Annotated in this window: 11 protein-coding genes; 3 read left to right on the top strand and 8 right to left on the bottom strand. The window is 47.6% G+C overall.

Annotated elements, in window-relative coordinates; genetic code table 11:
• The first annotated feature begins 75 nt into the window (after window positions 1-75).
• A complete protein-coding gene (locus ACUJFL_RS02270) occupies window positions 76-570 on the top strand; it encodes a MarR family winged helix-turn-helix transcriptional regulator (protein WP_445428379.1) in 495 nt (164 codons plus the stop codon).
• A gap of 145 nt (window positions 571-715) precedes the next feature.
• Here ACUJFL_RS02270 and ACUJFL_RS02265 read toward each other — a convergent pair whose 3' ends face one another.
• The 4 genes from ACUJFL_RS02265 to ACUJFL_RS02250 all read right to left on the bottom strand — a co-directional run bounded on the left by ACUJFL_RS02265 (window position 716) and on the right by ACUJFL_RS02250 (window position 6,620).
• On the bottom strand, window positions 716-1,990 hold the full coding sequence (locus tag ACUJFL_RS02265; protein WP_445428378.1) for a hypothetical protein: 1,275 nt from the start codon (window positions 1,988-1,990) through the stop codon (window positions 716-718).
• A 385-nt stretch (window positions 1,991-2,375) separates the two neighbouring features.
• Window positions 2,376-4,091: an alpha-amylase family glycosyl hydrolase gene (locus ACUJFL_RS02260; RefSeq protein WP_445428377.1), complete on the bottom strand. Its 1,716-nt coding sequence runs from the start codon at window positions 4,089-4,091 to the stop codon at window positions 2,376-2,378.
• Window positions 4,092-4,094: 3 nt separating this feature from the next.
• Window positions 4,095-5,591 (bottom strand): MFS transporter, encoded by a 1,497-nt coding sequence (locus ACUJFL_RS02255; RefSeq protein WP_226750469.1) that lies wholly within the window; start codon window positions 5,589-5,591, stop codon window positions 4,095-4,097.
• Window positions 5,592-5,762: 171 nt separating this feature from the next.
• Window positions 5,763-6,620, bottom strand: coding sequence for a LysR substrate-binding domain-containing protein (locus ACUJFL_RS02250; protein WP_445428376.1), 858 nt, complete (start codon window positions 6,618-6,620; stop codon window positions 5,763-5,765).
• A gap of 96 nt (window positions 6,621-6,716) precedes the next feature.
• On the opposite strand from ACUJFL_RS02250, the gene ACUJFL_RS02245 reads away from it, so the two are divergent.
• Both ACUJFL_RS02245 and ACUJFL_RS02240 read left to right on the top strand, forming a co-directional pair.
• Complete coding sequence (locus tag ACUJFL_RS02245; protein WP_445428375.1) at window positions 6,717-7,721, top strand: TDT family transporter; 1,005 nt, start codon at window positions 6,717-6,719, stop codon at window positions 7,719-7,721.
• Window positions 7,722-7,772: 51 nt separating this feature from the next.
• Window positions 7,773-8,573: a sulfite exporter TauE/SafE family protein gene (locus ACUJFL_RS02240; RefSeq protein ID WP_445428374.1), complete on the top strand. Its 801-nt coding sequence runs from the start codon at window positions 7,773-7,775 to the stop codon at window positions 8,571-8,573.
• A 42-nt stretch (window positions 8,574-8,615) separates the two neighbouring features.
• On the opposite strand, the gene ACUJFL_RS02235 is transcribed toward ACUJFL_RS02240, so the two are convergent.
• The 4 genes from ACUJFL_RS02235 to ACUJFL_RS02220 all read right to left on the bottom strand — a co-directional run bounded on the left by ACUJFL_RS02235 (window position 8,616) and on the right by ACUJFL_RS02220 (window position 16,211).
• Complete coding sequence (locus tag ACUJFL_RS02235) at window positions 8,616-10,478, bottom strand: glycoside hydrolase family 13 protein (RefSeq protein WP_445428373.1); 1,863 nt, start codon at window positions 10,476-10,478, stop codon at window positions 8,616-8,618.
• Between the two features lie 66 nt (window positions 10,479-10,544).
• Window positions 10,545-12,983, bottom strand: coding sequence for a TIM-barrel domain-containing protein (locus ACUJFL_RS02230; protein ID WP_445428372.1), 2,439 nt, complete (start codon window positions 12,981-12,983; stop codon window positions 10,545-10,547).
• A gap of 9 nt (window positions 12,984-12,992) precedes the next feature.
• Entirely contained in the window at window positions 12,993-14,900 is a 1,908-nt protein-coding gene (locus ACUJFL_RS02225; RefSeq protein ID WP_445428371.1) for an alpha-amylase family glycosyl hydrolase, read from the bottom strand.
• Between the two features lie 102 nt (window positions 14,901-15,002).
• Entirely contained in the window at window positions 15,003-16,211 is a 1,209-nt protein-coding gene (locus ACUJFL_RS02220; protein ID WP_445428370.1) for an EAL and HDOD domain-containing protein, read from the bottom strand.
• Between the last annotated feature and the right edge of the window lie 18 nt (window positions 16,212-16,229).

The raw sequence follows: 16,229 nt of genomic DNA, 5'->3' as shown, positions 1-16,229 counted from the left end.
CCCAACATTTATCTTGAACTCAAGATAAAGCAAAGGTATCTTGAACTCAAGATAAATTTAACATAGCGATACATAATGGACGAACTCGATCGGATCCAGCAGGCTTGGGCCACTGAAATGCCCACATTGAATACCGACAGCATGGCGCTGATTGGTCGTTTGCAGATTCTGCATAAACGTTTAACCAACGCCATGTCGCCGAATTTTCGGCAGTACGGTTTAACGGATGCTGGCTTTGATGTACTAGCCACCTTACGTCGTAGCGGTATGCCCTATCAACTCACACCTAATCAGCTACTTGGGCAAACTTTAATTACCTCAGGCTCACTAACTAGCCGCTTACAGTCATTAGAAAAACAAGGCTTTGTCAGTCGCCACACCGCCGCAGCAGACAAACGCAGTATTGTGGTAAGCCTAACGGAAAGCGGTAAAAACGTGATCGAGCAACTGCTGGTCAAGCATGTCGAGACGCAACAGCAGCTGCTCAGCGGTTTAAGTGCGCACGAACAACAGCAGCTAATTTCGTTAATGCGCAACTGGCTTAATGTGACTACCGAGCAAGATCTCTGAGTCTGGTAAAACCTGTACCAGAGTCTGGTCGGACCGGTGTCTGAGTGTGGTCTTACCTGTACCGGAGTGCGGTCGGACCAGTAGTCGGTAAAAATGAGCATCTGCGCTGTTATCCACAACAATGCGCAGTTACCCACTCTGCTCGTTAGGGATTAGAGCAAGGTTTTAACGTTGTAAAAGTGAGATTGTGACAACCTTCCGCGGTTCCACCACCCGTATTGGTGCAAGCTCGATAGGTTATCTGTTGCTCACACAAGGTGGTCATGCCTGAACCAAAATCATAATCGTATGGCATACCTAGTGGTCCCTCGCCTACAAAGTCAGTATCTCCTGGTGACAAATCGTTTATATATTTAGCTAAGCAACTATCCTGTTTATATTGGATATTTAATGATGAACCGCCACTGGCATGCCCTGTAATATCACGAACGGAATAGCCATCGATCACAGAGGTTGCTGGGTTTAAATCGAAGATCAAATCCAACTGGTTCAACTGTGTACCTTTAATGTTAAAGTTACCTGCATAGCTAACCTTGTATTGAATGTAGTTGTTTGGATTTGCCGGTTCACAACGCTCACCAAACCAAGAAGAACTGCAAATCTGCGCCCCAACTGGGCTAATGTATGGCGTCTGTTCAATATAGGTTTTATCCACTGTGACAGAGTGGGTGCTTTGTACATTAAAACCTGTGCCTATACTGAACGTCATGCCTCTAGTGGTTGAGTTTCCCGTTGTTTCAAGCGTCGTTGTATATTGACGCCAACTCTTCCTGCCCATACTGTCTATGATTGCATTTCGCATGTCATCTTTAAGCCTTTTCTTATTTTCGAGAGAACTAAATAAATGCGCTGCAGCAGAGTTTTTGCAGGTTGCGTCTGGGGAACTTACGGTATTGTTTGTTAACATCGAGTATTGATTTGCACTATCCGCACTTGATTCAGCCGCATTGAATAGCCCACTCGCTGGGTCTAATGAAGAAGACAAGCCACTTGCCATGTAGGTATTGTTGAACTCTTCAACAGCGGAATAAAAAGTGCTGTGGATATCAAAATAAGCCTTTATGATTTCTTGATCTAAATCAGATAAAGGCAAGTTCATCACATAGCCAGACTCACCCGCATTAGGATTATGTGTTTTTACTCTGAATTTAAAGGCAACGCGTGTTTCTGGATTAGCAACGAGTAACTCTTTAGTGGGGGCATAACAATTTGAATTATTCAACCAATACTCAACATCAGCCACGCCTGTCTCTGGGTTAATTCCACTTTCACACTGCAGTAAAGGTGCCTGTGACTCGGCAATTTGTTGCATACCCAATACACTGCAAGTATCACAAGCAAATAGTTTCATAGCCTCACTGGCAGAGACTGCTGCAGAACTTACTGCAAAAAATACGACAAAGAATACATATTTAAACATTTGAATTTCCCTATAAAAACTTGCTCAAAAAACAAGCTACCCCCCTCACATAAAGTCAACTATTTATTACATAAAAAACATTTAAGTTAAATCTTTATCATTCCCTTGTTTTAATTAATAAAAGCCCGAGCAGTCTTCGAGTGTGGCCAAACCAGTGTCTGAGTGTGGTCTTACCTGTACCGGAGTGTGGTTAAACCAGTGTCTGAGTGCGGTCATACCAGTACCGGAGTGTGGTCGGACCGGTGTCTGAGTGCGGTCGGACCAGTACCAGAGTGTGGTCTGACCGGTGTTGATTGGTTAAGTACGAAGATCAGCAGCGATGTGGCTGACAAAAAACCACGGTATGCTTTTTGATACCGTGGTTGCTAAGGTTTGACAATGCGGGTTAGGGTGTTTGCAAAATCAGCAGGCCATACGCTGCCAGCATATTACTTTGCAAATCAAAAGCCCAATTGGCGGTTTGCTCGGTGTTTAACAGCGAACTAATGTCTTGTGCTGAATCACTAAGATTTAACACAAAACGGGTTTTGCTGCCGTTTAACTCGCGCTCTATGTGCAATATACCATTAGCCAATTCAGTGACCTGATAACTGCCGGCCAGCTTCAGCTCTGGCCGCTGTTTTTTCTGGGCGATGAGCCACTGATATAAACGCCACACAGAGTCAGGCTGCGCTTGTTGCTCGGCAACGGTGCTGCCGCCTTGTGCTAATTGCTGTTGTAAAAACGCCGGCCACCAATTTTCAAATTGTTGGGTAAATAACTCGGCTTGCTCTACCCAGCTCAGGGTCGCTGGCGTAAAACCGCCTTGCGTTTGCGTTGACCAAAGCATTGGCGCGCGTTTATAAACATCGTGGCCAGTATCCGCCTGCGTTAAACCAATTTCTTCGCCGTAATAAATGTACTTGGTGCCGGGAGAGCTAAATAACATCGCCGCGGCTAACTTGGCTTTTTGCTGGGTAATTTTTGGCTCTGCTGCCAGCTGATAGGCTACTCGCTCTTGATCATGATTGGTTAAAAACGGCGAGAAAAACGCCAGTGGTGCAGCAGATTGCTGTCGGCGTTGCAGATTTTCTTGTAAAGGATGCAACTCGCCGCTTTGTGTACCACTGATGGTGCCAAATTGCGCCTCATTACCGGTAGTAGGCAGCAACTGCCCTAAGATTTTATAACCCACTTCAAAATCAAAGCCTTGATCTAAGCCCTCGCCATTGCCCCAATATTCGGCGGCCACCGGAATATCGACCCAAGCTTCACCCACTAGGTAGGCTTCCGGGTTCACGCTTTTCACGTAAGCATTAAAATCGCGCCAGTAATCGATGGTTTCGGGTAAGTCAGCTTGACCTTCAGGGCCAGTTTCCATCACAAAGCGCACTGCATCTAGCCGAAAACCGGCTACGCCTTTATCCAGCCAAAACTTCGCCATCTTTTTCATTTCAGCCACCACATCGGGGTGCTGCAAATTTAAATCAGGCTGCGTTGCACCAAAGGCCGCATAGTAATATTCACCCCGGCGCGCGTCGAAATGCCACACGGCTTCCGGTTTATCCGATTGATCCCAGGCATAGCCCCAGCCTTCACCTTTGGCGGGTAAGTCTTTACGCCAGACAAAGTAATCACGATAAGGCGCAACACCTTCAGCCGATAACCGGAACCATTCGTGCTCACGCGAGATATGATTAATCACCAAATCGAGAATCACCTTCATGCCTTTGTCATCGGCCGCTTGAATAAAGGCTTCAAACTCGGCCATCGAGCCGTAATCACTTTCTACTTGGTAAAACTCGGTAAAGTCATAACCATGATAAGACGGCGCTTCAAACATGGGCGTTAACCAAATAGCATCTACACCCAAGTCTTGTAGATACGGCAGTTTGGCGGTCATGCCATTAAAATCGCCATGGCCATCACCATTGGTATCGTAAAAACTGCGTGGCCAAATTTGATAGAACACCGCATCTTGCCACCAGGGCGCGTCTGCTGTTGCTGGGCTTAGCGTGGTGGCGGCTGGCACAGCACTGTCGTGACTCGCTTGCTGAGGAGCTGGCTTACAACCGCTTAGCGCCAGCGCTAACATCAAACAACTTAAGGACGTTTTAAGCATCAGTTACTCCTGTACCAAATCAGTTTTCACACGTAGCACATACAGCGCCGCAATAATGTAACTTACCCCGCCAATCGCCAACGCATAAATAGCTTGCCCTTGGAAAAAGTAGCCGACCAAACTTCCCAAAATGGCCGCAGCCAGCAGCTGTGGTAGCACGATAAAGATATTAAACATGCCCATATACACCCCCATTTTATTGGCTGGCAGGCAGTTGGAGAGCATCGCATAAGGAAGTGATAAAATGGATGCCCAAGCGATACCAATACCAATCATCGGGATCCAGAGTAAGGCCGGATCCTTAATAAAGAAAAAGGCGAATAGCCCTAAAGCGCCACAGCATAAATTAATCGCGTGTGCCTTTTGTGTGCTGGTAGCTTTAACTAACAGCGGGATCAGTAGGGCCGCAATTGCCGCAAAACCGTTGTAAACCGCAAATAACACACCAACCCAATCAGCACCATCGTTATAAGCGACCGATGTGGTATCCGTGGTGCCATAGTGATAACTGGTCACCGCCGCCGTGGTATAGATCCACATGGCAAATAACGGAAACCATGAGAAAAACTGCACTATCGCCAATTGCCGCATGGTGCTTGGCATAGTAAATAAATCATCGACCAGTTGTACCAGCATATTGCGATTTTGCTGTTGCTTAAACCAGCTCGCCAGCCACTGTAATACCCCAAAGCTGGCGATAAGTGCGCCCAGTAAATACAGTTGCTTATCTAACTGCGCAGAAGCGACAGCAATCATTGCTGCCACACCCACCACCACGGCCACTGCGCCGCTGCGCCAATAGTTTGCAGCAGGCGTTGCACGCTCAGCGACCGGCTGAGCCGCTTGTTCAGCCGCATCGAAGGCAGCTAATTGCGCAGGGCTATATTCTTTTGAGGAAATAATCGTCCAGCCAACTGAAAGAAATAATACGGCACCACCGGCATAGAACGAAAACACCACCGAGTCAGGGATCAACCCCTCTGCCGCCGTATTCGACACACCAAACCAATTGCTCATCATCCAGGGCAGCGCCGACGCCACCACGGCACCGACACCGATAAAGAACGATTGCATAGCAAAGCCGGTGGGGCGCTGCTGTTTATTGAGGTTGTCGCCGACAAACGCCCGGAACGGTTCCATCGTGACATTGATGGCCGCATCTAATAGCCACAACATCCCTGCAGCAATCCACAAGCTTGGTGAATTGGGCATAAAAAACAATGCCGCGGTGGTGGCCAGTGCACCGTATAAAAAGAAGGGCCGACGCCGACCTAATTTAGTCCACGTTTTATCACTGAAATGGCCGATAATCGGTTGTACCAACAAGCCCGTTAACGGTGCGGCAATCCACAGAATAGGAATTTGATCCATATCTGCGCCCAACGTTTGGAAAATTCGGCTAACATTGCCATTTTGTAAGGCAAAACCGAATTGGATACCGAAAAATCCAAAACACATGTTCCAGATCTGCCAAAAGCTGAGGTTCGGCTTAGTTTGCATAAGTATGTTCTCTATCGTCGAAGTTGTTATTATTGTTACCCACTCGGTTGGCCACAGCCGCCAAAATGGGTAGAAAACCTGTCAGCCTGATTGATACCGCCATTTGTTTGCGACTACAAGATGAATACGTATTCAATGCGCCAAAAGTGTGCAAGCCAACCCATCCGTTATTCAAGGCTGACACAGCGCGATAAATTGCCGTGCTAACACCGAATGGTACTTTTGTTTATGCCAAACTAACTGCAATTGTCGCGTAAAAGGCGTCGGTAAGGTAATTTTCGCCAGCCGACCATAGTGCAAACGATCGGCGGCCGCAGCGGCAGAAATAAAACTCAGCCCCAGCCCTGCTTCAACGGCCTGCATGATCGCCTCTGGCGAGTTAAATTCGGTAATCGCCGTGATCGTCGGCAAATGTGGGGCAAGATGGCGATCAAACTGCGCTCGACTGCCCGAGTGCGCTTCGCGTAACACCCAGCTTTGCTGTTGTAAGGCGTGATAGTGGTGCACTGTTGTTCCGGCGAGCGGATGGTCGGCTTTGGCAATAATATACATTTCGTCTTGCCGCCACGGTTGGGTGATCAGATCTGGGAAAGGGTTATCTCCTTCGATCAGCGCTAAATCAAGTTCAAACTGCAGCACTTGCTGACACAGCGTATAGGTATTATCGATACTGACTTTAAATTGCCCTGGCGCTAATTGGCTCAATAAGCGGGGTAATAAATAATTACCAATGGTTTGGCTTGCCCCTAAGCTCAGTTGGCCTTGTGGTGTGTTTTGCTGGAATAAATGTTCAATGTCTGACACTCTGGCCAAAATCTCATCGGCTAATGGCTGTAATAAGCGCCCTTGTTCATTGAGTTTTAAGCGCGGGTGTACCCGATCAAACAGCGGTGCACCTAGTTGCGCTTCTAATTCACTTAAGGCCTGCGAAACCGCCGCCTTACTTAAATACAGTGCGCTCGCCGCACTGCTTAAATTTCCCAACCGAGCAATACAACTAAATACCTGCAGCTTTCGAATAGCAATCATGTTCGGTTTATCCTAACGCTAGGTTAAAAACGTTCAGATATGCTAAAGCAAAAGTGAGCGCTATCCTAGCGTCATTCTGTAAATTGGAACCATGACATGTCAAACGATCGCACTGATCTCACTCGCGCCATTCCAACCCCCTTGGCCGCGTTAGCATTAGGCATAGCCAGTTTGGGCTGGTGCTGGGATAAAGCATTGCAATTACAAGGCGCGCTGCAAACCGCAGCGGCATTGTTCGCCTTGGTATGCCTTAGTTTGTTACTGTTTAAGTTTATCCGTCAACCGGCGCTGCTACGCCAAGATTTAGCGAACCCGATACTCAGTGCTGTACTACCTGCGTCAGCCATGGCGTTAATGGTGATCGCCACTGCGCTACCGAGCAGCCTAGGGCGTTGGCTTTGGTCCATTGCTGTGGTGTTGCATTTATGGTTACTGGTGGCGTTTATCTGGCATCGCGTAGGCACTTTACAGTTTAATCAGCTGTTACCCGGTTGGTTTGTGCCGCCTATTGGTATTGTCACTGCCGTGGTAACCTGCCCTGCAGCCGTTTCAGAAAATGTCATACAGGGTATTTTTTGGTTTGGACTGCTCTGCTATGCCGTATTACTGCCTTTAGTGATCATTCGTTTGCTGTTCGCCGGTAGCGTCCCGTTAGCGGCAAGGCCGAGTTTAGCGGTTTTAGCGGCTCCGGCCAGTTTATGCTTAACCGGCTATCTCAGTTTAACCAGCCCAGCACAACCAATGATCGTTCTGAGCTTGCTAATATTAGCACTGGTGATGACCAGCATTATTTATGTGGCCATGCTATATTTATTACGGTTACCGTTTTCGCCCGGCTTTGCTGCTTTTACCTTTCCCTTAGTCATTGGCGCAACGGCGCTGTTTAAAGCCAGCGAACAATTTGCGCTATGGCAACAGCCTGAAAGCGCAGCATTACTGCAGCAGCTCGCTTATCTAGAATTAGTTATCGCAACTCTGGTAACCTTATATGTCAGTTTTCGCTTTGCCGGTTATCTCTGGCAACAAAGTGCGGCGCTGCGGCCAGATACACTAGCCAAGCAAACACACAGACTGGTTGAATCTGCTAGCAGCAAAAATTAATGAATAAAAACAGATCGGTTCGCAACCTCTAACCTAAATAAGGCTTAATACATGGCAATTGAATGGATACTGGCTTTTGTATCCTTGGGAGTGTTTGCTGGCTTTATGGCTGGTTTACTCGGTATTGGCGGCGGCGGCATTATGGTGCCTATGCTCACCAGTATTTTTGTCGCACAAGGGATCTCACCCGATTACGTGGTACACTTGGCCCTTGGTACCTCTATGACATCTATTATGATGACGTCGCTTTCGAGCCTGCGCGTGCATCACGCCAAAGGCGGTGTACTTTGGCCAATCGTAAAAGTGATGGCCCCTTGGCTGATTATCGGCTCTTTTGCCGCCACCTTTATCGCAGCACGGATCAGTGGTTATGCCCTTGCGGTATTTTTTGCCATTTTTATGAGCTACATTGGGATAAAAATGCTAAGGCCGAAAAAAGCCATTGTGGCTGAAAGTAGAAACCCCAGAAAACTGGAGTTAGCGGCAGTTGGTACGGGTGTTGGCGCTATTTCAGCCTTGGTATCCATTGGCGGTGGCACTCTCACCGTACCCTATTTAAGTTGGCGCAACATCACGTTAAAGTATGCCATTGGCACCTCAGCGGCGATTGGTTTACCTATCTCGTTAGCCGGTGCCTCGGGTTATTTACTGAACGCCCAACCACAGCTGGATTTACCCTACACTGTGGGTTTAGTGTATTTACCTGGCGTTGTTTTAATCTCTGCAGCCAGTTTTTTTACTGCTCGCATTGGCGCAAAACTGGCACACAAATTACCCGTGAACACCTTGCGAAAAATCTTCGCTATTTTGTTGATCTTACTCAGCTTAAAAATGCTCTGGTACGTGCTATAGGCTATCTATAGCTGGGTATATAAATAGCCATATTTCTGCGCCTTATCTTATATTCAAGATAACACTCCCACGCGCAGGAATACTCAGTGGCTGTTGCAAACTCACAACGTTACCGGTCAGCACATTGGTGGCGGTTTTATCTGTCGCTAGCACTTCACGAAAACGCGCTAAATCCAGTGTCACTGCCTCGTGTTGCTTATTCAGCACCACCATCACCGTCTGCTGCTCATTGTAGCGAAAATAAGTATAAGTGCCGCGATCCGGCGCAAAATGTTTTAATTTACCGTTATGTACCGCACTCGCAGTTTTACGCCAATTCAGCAACGTTTTCACTAGCTGCTGCGCCTGACGCTGCGTTGTGTTTAAACCTTTACCGGTAAACGCATTCACCTGATCGCCGGCCCAGCCGCCCGGAAAGTCAGCGCGCACTTTGCCATCGTCACGCTGCTGAGGGCTAGTCATCGCTAATTCTGTACCATAAAACAGTTGCGGGATACCGCGCATCGTTACCAGATAACTCAGTGCCATCCGATACAAGTCCATATCTTCATTGAGCACTGAAAATAGCCGCGCTGTGTCATGATTACCTTCAAAAATCACCAAGTTAAAGGGATCGGCATACACATGATCATTACTGAGCATTTCATACAGCCTGATCCAACCACTGTTCCAGCTCTCTTGCTCCACTAAGGCATTTAATAAGGCATCGTAGAGCGGAAAATCCAACATGGCCGGCGTATGCGAGACATAACCGTCTTTATTTTGTTTACCGGCCTGCCAGTAAGACACGATCAACGGATTAGGGCTCCATTCTTCGCCCACGATATTAAAGTGTGGGTATTCCTGCATAATGCGCCGGCCCCATTCGCTTAAAAAGGCTTTATCGGCATAAGAATAGGTATCTTCACGAATGCCTGATAAACCGGCATATTCCACCCACCAAATACTGTTTTGAATCAGGTAAGTGGCTAATTGTGGTTGCCGTTGATTCAGATCCGGCATGCTATCGACAAACCAGCCATCGGTAAATAATTGGCGATCACCTGCGGCAGCATAGGGGTCTTGAATGGTACTGCGGTTGTGATTGGTTGGCACAAAGCGCCCCTTTGCATCACCGCTTGGAAAATTAAGCCAATCTTGCGTGGGTAAATCGGTCAGCCACCAATGCTTACTACCGATATGATTAACAATAATATCCTGAATCACTTTAATGCCACGACGATTCGCAGCGGCGACAAAGTCACGAAATTGCGCATTGCTGCCAAAGCGCGGGTCAACTTGGTAAAAATCGGTGGCTGAATAACCGTGATAAGAATACGCCGGTTGGTTATTTTCGGTTAAGGGTGTGGGCCACACCGCCGTAATACCCAAGGTTGCAAGGTACGGCAGTGCCGCTTGCATACCCGCGATATCGCCACCATGACGACCATTATCCTTTGCACGCTCCTCACCTTCTTGCATGGCGGGTACTGTATCATTGCTCGGATCGCCGTTGACAAAACGATCAGGGGTAAGCAAATAAATCACATCACTGCCATTAAAGCCTTGCCGCTTCGCGGAACCCAGCGCTCGCGAAAGCAGCGGATAATCATAGCGAAGTGCTACCTTTGCTCCCTGCTTTAGTTGCAGCGGCAACTGCCCGGCTTTTGCCTCAGCAGCGATAGTGAGCTCCACAAACAAATAGTTGGGATTGTCAGTGCGCGTGACCTGGCTAATCGTTACCCCAGGGTAAGTTAACGCAGGTGTTAAGCTACTGATATTTTTACCATATAACAGCAGTTCAACCGTTGGATGCTGCATGCCCACCCACCAATTTAACGGCTCTACCCGTTGTAACGTTGGCATGCTGGCGTGAAGCGGTAAGTTACAACCAAGCAGAATGACAGCAAGCAGCAAAAAGCGCATGTAAGATGAGCTCCTGTTTAAGTAAACAGCGCCAGATAAAACCGGCGCTAGTGATCAGTACTGAGACTATTTAATGACAATCTGACTCAACTCAGCCTGCCACGTGAGTTTGATATACACTTTTTTTGCCGCTTTATCGTACCAAGCCAACTGTTGGCCTTTCGCAAAGCGCTGTGGTTGCGCGACGAGCGGAATATACTGGCCATCGACATAGATTTTGTCTGGTTTGCCGCGTTGATTATGCACGACGAGGGTTAACTCACGCTGTGCGGGCTTCCCCTGATAATCTCCACCTTGGCGCTGCAACGAAAACAGCAGCTTTTCGTTACTATGCTCTGCGTTAAAGCTCAGCAATTCATATTGGCCTTTAGCAAGCGAATCGGGCGTTACGCCGTCATCTTCAAACATCTGGCCTTTAGCCGAGCTTAAACTGGTATCCGCGTAATAATGTAGGGTAAGCGCTTGGCTAGAGTAATCTGCGGTGCGCTGGATCGGTGCCGTCATCGGGATAAAACTGCCGGCTTTGACTAACACCGGTATGGTCTCTAGAGTGACTGGACGCTTTACAACTTCGCCGCCAATAATGCGTTCTTCGTTAAAAAAATCAAACCAAATGCCAGCAGGCACATTCACCGGCCACTGCGTAACACCCGGATCTGTTACCGGCGCAACTAAAAAAGCATCCCCCCATAAGTAACTGTTGGTCTCAGTACGTAACGATGCATTGCTTTCATCAAGGAAAAACAACGGCCGCATCAGGGGTATCCCGGTTTGGCTATGTTGATAGGCCAGCGTGTAGTTATAGGGCAGCAGTTGATAACGTAAGTTTAGCCAGGGGCGCAGAGTGTCAATCACCTCATCACTGTGAAATACCGGCTCAGGGGCAATATGTTCTTGCGCATGTGGCCGATAAACTGGCTGAAACACACCGTACTGCAGCCAGCGAATATACAGCTCCGCATCAAACTGCTCACCGCCGGCAAAGCCACCCAGATCAGAATGGATATAGCCAAAACCAAATAAGCCCATTTGTAGCGCTAGCTCAACTTGGGGCTTTAACCCACCCCAGCTGCGGTCGACATCGCCGGTCCAAGGCACCATGCCATAACGCTGCGAACCAAGATTCCCGGCACGCATCATAATAAAAGGCCGCTGCTCGGGGAAATCTTGCCGATAGCCTTGAGAGACTAATTCTGCCCAGCGCTGACCATAGGCATTGTGTACCTCATTGGCCGTCACACTACCGATCCCCGGTAACTGATGCTGGGTATCCGCCGGGTGCACTTCAGGCTCACCTAAGTCGCCCCAAATACCACCAACCCCTTGCGCCAGTAGATCACGATAAATACCCCAAAACCAACTTGACGCTTCGGGTTTAAACACATCAATTAAGCCGGTATTGCCAAAATAAAAATCAAAGGTGTTTGGCTTGCCATCGGGGCCCAAGGCTATAGCACCGGCGTCAACGGCTTGCTGCCAACGCTTGGAACTGGTTAAGATAAATGGCTCAGTAACCAAAATGGTTTTAATGCCATCGGCGGCAAAGTCGGCCAGCATGTGCTCCGGCTCAGGAAACGCCTGTGTATCCCAAGCCAAGTTGCCCATATGGCCTTGAATGTCTTTACCAAACCAATATAGATCAATGACGATGGCATCTAATGGTAAGTTTAGCTCACGAAATTTTTGCACCACATCACGCGCTTCGGCTTCTGTACGATAACCAAAACGTGACGCATAATTGCCTAAAGTCCAACGCGCCGGTAACGGTGCCTGACCACTCGCCGCTGTGTAGTTAGCAATCAGCTCTGGCGTATTTTGCCCTGCCACAACGATATAAGCACTACGGCCACCTTCGGCTTGAAAAGCCAAGGTATCGGCTTGGCTATGGCCCAGATCCAACTCGCCGCTAGCACCATTATCAAATAGCAGCATGTAGTTTTTACTCGACATCACCCCAGCCAAACTAAAATACATCTGGTTTGATTCGGTGCTATAACCATAATGTGCTTTGTTATACAGCGGTAATTTATGGCCACGGCGATCCATACCCAGCACGCGCTGGCCTCCGCCAAATAACATCTCCTCGGGCGTTAAACGAAACTTAAAAGCAATTTTTGTAGCGTCGGGTTGCAACAAACCCGCAATATCTTCAGTCAGTAACTGCTCACCTTGATAAAAACGTAATGCCAGTGGGCTTTTTTGTATTTCGACCCGCAAGCGGGCGCTTTGCAAGATCAGCTGCTCAGGCTGTTGCTGCAAAGTTAGTGCTACTGCAGGTGTTTTATCGGCTAAAATCAGTGATGGTAGTTGTTGTCGCCCTTCCGGCTGATACCACACTTCAACTGCCGCTTCGTGTTGAAAGCGCACACTCACTTGGCCACGGTCGGTGGTTAAAATAAGCTGGTTATCATTAACCCGATGTGATTGATAATGTTCCGCCGCGCCGAGTAGCAGCGAGGCAAACAGCAGCGCACTACACACCAACCATTGAAAATAACGTTGCATAGTTTTTCCTTAACGCACCAATTGATATACCAAAGAACCCAGTGGTGCCAACTTCACCGCAATACGGCCTTCACCATTGGTCACTACTAGTTCATGGTTTACACCCGTTAACTGTTCATGTAATGCATATTTGCCATCGGCTAATTGCCATCGCTGCATGAGCGTGCGAGGTAATTGCAGCTGAAATTCGACTGACTCTGTGGCATTGAAATGGCTAACCACCACCAATTGTTGTTCGTTAGAAAACCGTGCAAAAGCCAATTGCTGCTCTGAATAAGCACTGCCTGCCGCTAAATTTAGCGTATGCAATTCCACATAATCACCGTTTAATGCCGGCGCTTCGCGACTAAAGCTAAGCAAGCGTTGATAAAAATGCCGCAAGTTCATTTCGGCGGGCGTCAATGCGCCACCATCAAACTTCCCGCCATTCACCCAGCGCTGATGATGCGGTACGCCCCAATAATCAAAAATCGTGGTGCGACTCGCTTTGCCAAAACCGGCATCTTCGCTCGCCGGCTCACCGACTTCTTGGCCAAAATACAGCATCGTGGGTGAACTACTGATTAATGTTGAGACCACCATGGCTGGCATGCCTTTACGCGCATCTCCAGCAAACTCGGGGCTGGCAATGCGCTGCTCGTCATGATTTTCTAAAAAATGCAGCATATGGTGTTCAATATCCGCCATGCGCTGCTGCACCTGCACTAAGGCTGAGGTAGGTCCTTTGCCTTGCATCACTAATTTTAAGCTGTCGTAAAATTCAACCTTGTCATACAAATAGTCCATTAAACCTAACTGTATATAGTCGCGATATAGCGCCGGCTGATACACTTCTGCGAGTAAAAAAGCTTGCGGATTAGTGTGTTTGATATGCGCGTTTAAATAACTCCAAAACTCCACGGGCACCATTTCGGCCATATCATAACGAAAGCCATCCACCCCCAGTTGCAGCCAATATTGCGTAATATCACGGAATTTTAACCAAGAGTCAGGCACTGACTTACCTTGCCAAAACTGGTAATGCGCTTGCCAATCTTTCTGGGCATAATCAGCCGGCAAGCGGTCAAAATCATAACTGCCATCAGGCCGCACACCATAATTGATTTTGACCGTTTCATACCAATCATCAAAGGCGGGTTTGGCCGCTCGTGCACCATTACCGGTCCATTTCGCCGGATTTTCGTTAAATTGGCCATCAGCCAACGGATGCGCTTGCCCCCCTAACACTTGATAATCAGCGGGCCAGTCAGGTACTTGAAAGGCTTCGCCAGGCACATAGTAAAAGTTATTGTCTCGCGCATAGACCACACTGGTATCATCATTCGCGCCAAAATCAGCCACGCCAGCTGGTTTCGCCAGCGACTGATAAGAGCGCGCCACATGATTGGGTACAATATCAATTAACACCTGCATGCCATGCTGGTGAGTACGCGCAATCAACGCTTGGAATTCTTGTAAACGCTCAGCAGGATCAACCGCTAAATCAGGATTTACACTGTAATAATCTTTTACCGCATACGGCGAACCGGCGCGGCCTTTCACTACATCTGGATCGTCATCACTGATACCATAAGCACTATAATCGGCAATAAGCGCATGATGTGGCACACCGGTAAACCAAATATGGGTGGTCCCCAATGCTTTGATGCCACGTAGGGCGTCATCATTGATGTCATTAAATTTACCCACGCCATTTTGCGCCAGCGAACCCCAGGGTTTGTTAGTACTGGTGGTATTGGCATAAAGACGAGTAAACATTTGATATACCACCGCCTTGCCCTGTGCAGCGGTGTTTTCCGAGTCTGCGCTAACCGCGGCTGGCGATGTTGCGGTGTGCGATGCGGGTGTGGGGGCTTTATCACAGCCGGCCAACACTGCGAGTGCTGCCAAGCTCAATAAGCGAATTCTTTTTATCATCTTGCTGCTACCTATTGGGTTGATCCCAATAAGTTACCGCAATTTTTGACGCAAGCATTGCCTTTTTTTGGTGCATACGTATGCAACAGGTCGATACCCAAATTAGGGTTGCAACACTTGCTCAGTCCATAATACGGCTTCTTGATAAAGCTCCTGCAAGTCGGTCAGTGGGTCGAGAGCCTGTTTTAGTTGCTCCATTCTTGACCATTCAGCTTGTTCAAAGGCTTCGATCAATTGTAAAAATTGCCCTAACACACCTTGTCTTGTTAACAGTGCTTGTTTTACATTGTCTAACAGCGGTAATTGTTGCAATAGTTCTGCCAGCGGTTGCTCGACTATTTCGTGCACATTTGAAAACAAACCGGCTAAGAAAGCACTTGGAGGATTGTCAGGCAATTTCTTTTGTTTTGCGAGTTGCCCGCAAAAATAAGCCCGCACTAAAGATTGGGTGATCCGCTCATCAATGCCGCCATCCGCTAAATTGGCTAACGCTAACAACGAAATAAATTTCTTTAATTCCGTTTCGCCCATAAAGACCATGGCATGCTTTAAAGAAGAAATTTTTTCTGCACGCATAGGCCCGGAATTATTAATAAAACACAGCAATTTGTAAGATAAGCCCACATCGCGCTGACAACACTCAGCTAGCCGATTAAAATTCATTTTGCTGGATGACGCTTCAGCAATTAACTCCAATAAGGTCGTTTTGTTTACCGGTAATTGTTTGTGCTTCATCATCTCTGGGCGAGCGAATAAATAGCCCTGAAACAAATGAAAACCCAAAACCTTTAACTGCTCAAATTGTTCAGCGGTTTCTACACGCTCGGCTAATAAGATCAATGGAAATTGTTTTAACTCGCGTAATTTGTTACTAATTTGCAGCATGTTAAACTGCTGAATATCAACTTTTAAATAGGTAATGTAAGGTAAAAAAGGCCGCCATTTTTCATCAAAGTCATGATCATCTAACGCTAATTTATAGCCGCGGTCATGCAAAAACTTTAAGGTATGCAACAGCTCCTCAGAGGCAGGAACCGATTCTAATACTTCAATGACCATACTTTCTGGGCGAATTGACGTGGGAAAGTGATAAATCAAGGTGTCTTCAGAAAAATTGATAAAAGCGAGTTTATTGGCGGCGACCTTTTCGACACCCAACAATAAATGATGTTGCATCAAGAGTTTAGATGTAGCCTCATCGGCGTTTATATTGGGAAAGGCATTCGCCTCACCATCTCGAAACAATAGCTCGTAGCCGATAGTCTCTTTCGACACATTAAAGATGGGTTGTCTTGCAATAAAACCATACATATTACGTAACCCTAAAGC

The organism is Alishewanella sp. HL-SH05 (assembly GCF_052655985.1).
The sequence above is the reverse complement of the archived record's forward strand: the minus strand, read 5'-3'. Positions and strand labels throughout refer to the sequence as shown.

Excerpts from the sequence above, each read along its gene's own strand:
- ACUJFL_RS02255 (WP_226750469.1), bottom strand. The coding sequence starts at position 5,591 with ATGCAAACTAAGCCGAACCTCAGCTTTTGGCAGATCTGGAACATGTGT.
- ACUJFL_RS02250 (WP_445428376.1), bottom strand. The coding sequence starts at position 6,620 with ATGATTGCTATTCGAAAGCTGCAGGTATTTAGTTGTATTGCTCGGTTG.
- ACUJFL_RS02270 (WP_445428379.1), top strand. The coding sequence starts at position 76 with ATGGACGAACTCGATCGGATCCAGCAGGCTTGGGCCACTGAAATGCCC.
- ACUJFL_RS02235 (WP_445428373.1), bottom strand. The coding sequence starts at position 10,478 with ATGCGCTTTTTGCTGCTTGCTGTCATTCTGCTTGGTTGTAACTTACCG.
- ACUJFL_RS02265 (WP_445428378.1), bottom strand. The coding sequence starts at position 1,990 with ATGTTTAAATATGTATTCTTTGTCGTATTTTTTGCAGTAAGTTCTGCA.
- ACUJFL_RS02225 (WP_445428371.1), bottom strand. The coding sequence starts at position 14,900 with ATGATAAAAAGAATTCGCTTATTGAGCTTGGCAGCACTCGCAGTGTTG.
- ACUJFL_RS02230 (WP_445428372.1), bottom strand. The coding sequence starts at position 12,983 with ATGCAACGTTATTTTCAATGGTTGGTGTGTAGTGCGCTGCTGTTTGCC.
- ACUJFL_RS02260 (WP_445428377.1), bottom strand. The coding sequence starts at position 4,091 with ATGCTTAAAACGTCCTTAAGTTGTTTGATGTTAGCGCTGGCGCTAAGC.
- ACUJFL_RS02220 (WP_445428370.1), bottom strand. The coding sequence starts at position 16,211 with ATGTATGGTTTTATTGCAAGACAACCCATCTTTAATGTGTCGAAAGAG.
- ACUJFL_RS02245 (WP_445428375.1), top strand. The coding sequence starts at position 6,717 with ATGTCAAACGATCGCACTGATCTCACTCGCGCCATTCCAACCCCCTTG.
- ACUJFL_RS02240 (WP_445428374.1), top strand. The coding sequence starts at position 7,773 with ATGGCAATTGAATGGATACTGGCTTTTGTATCCTTGGGAGTGTTTGCT.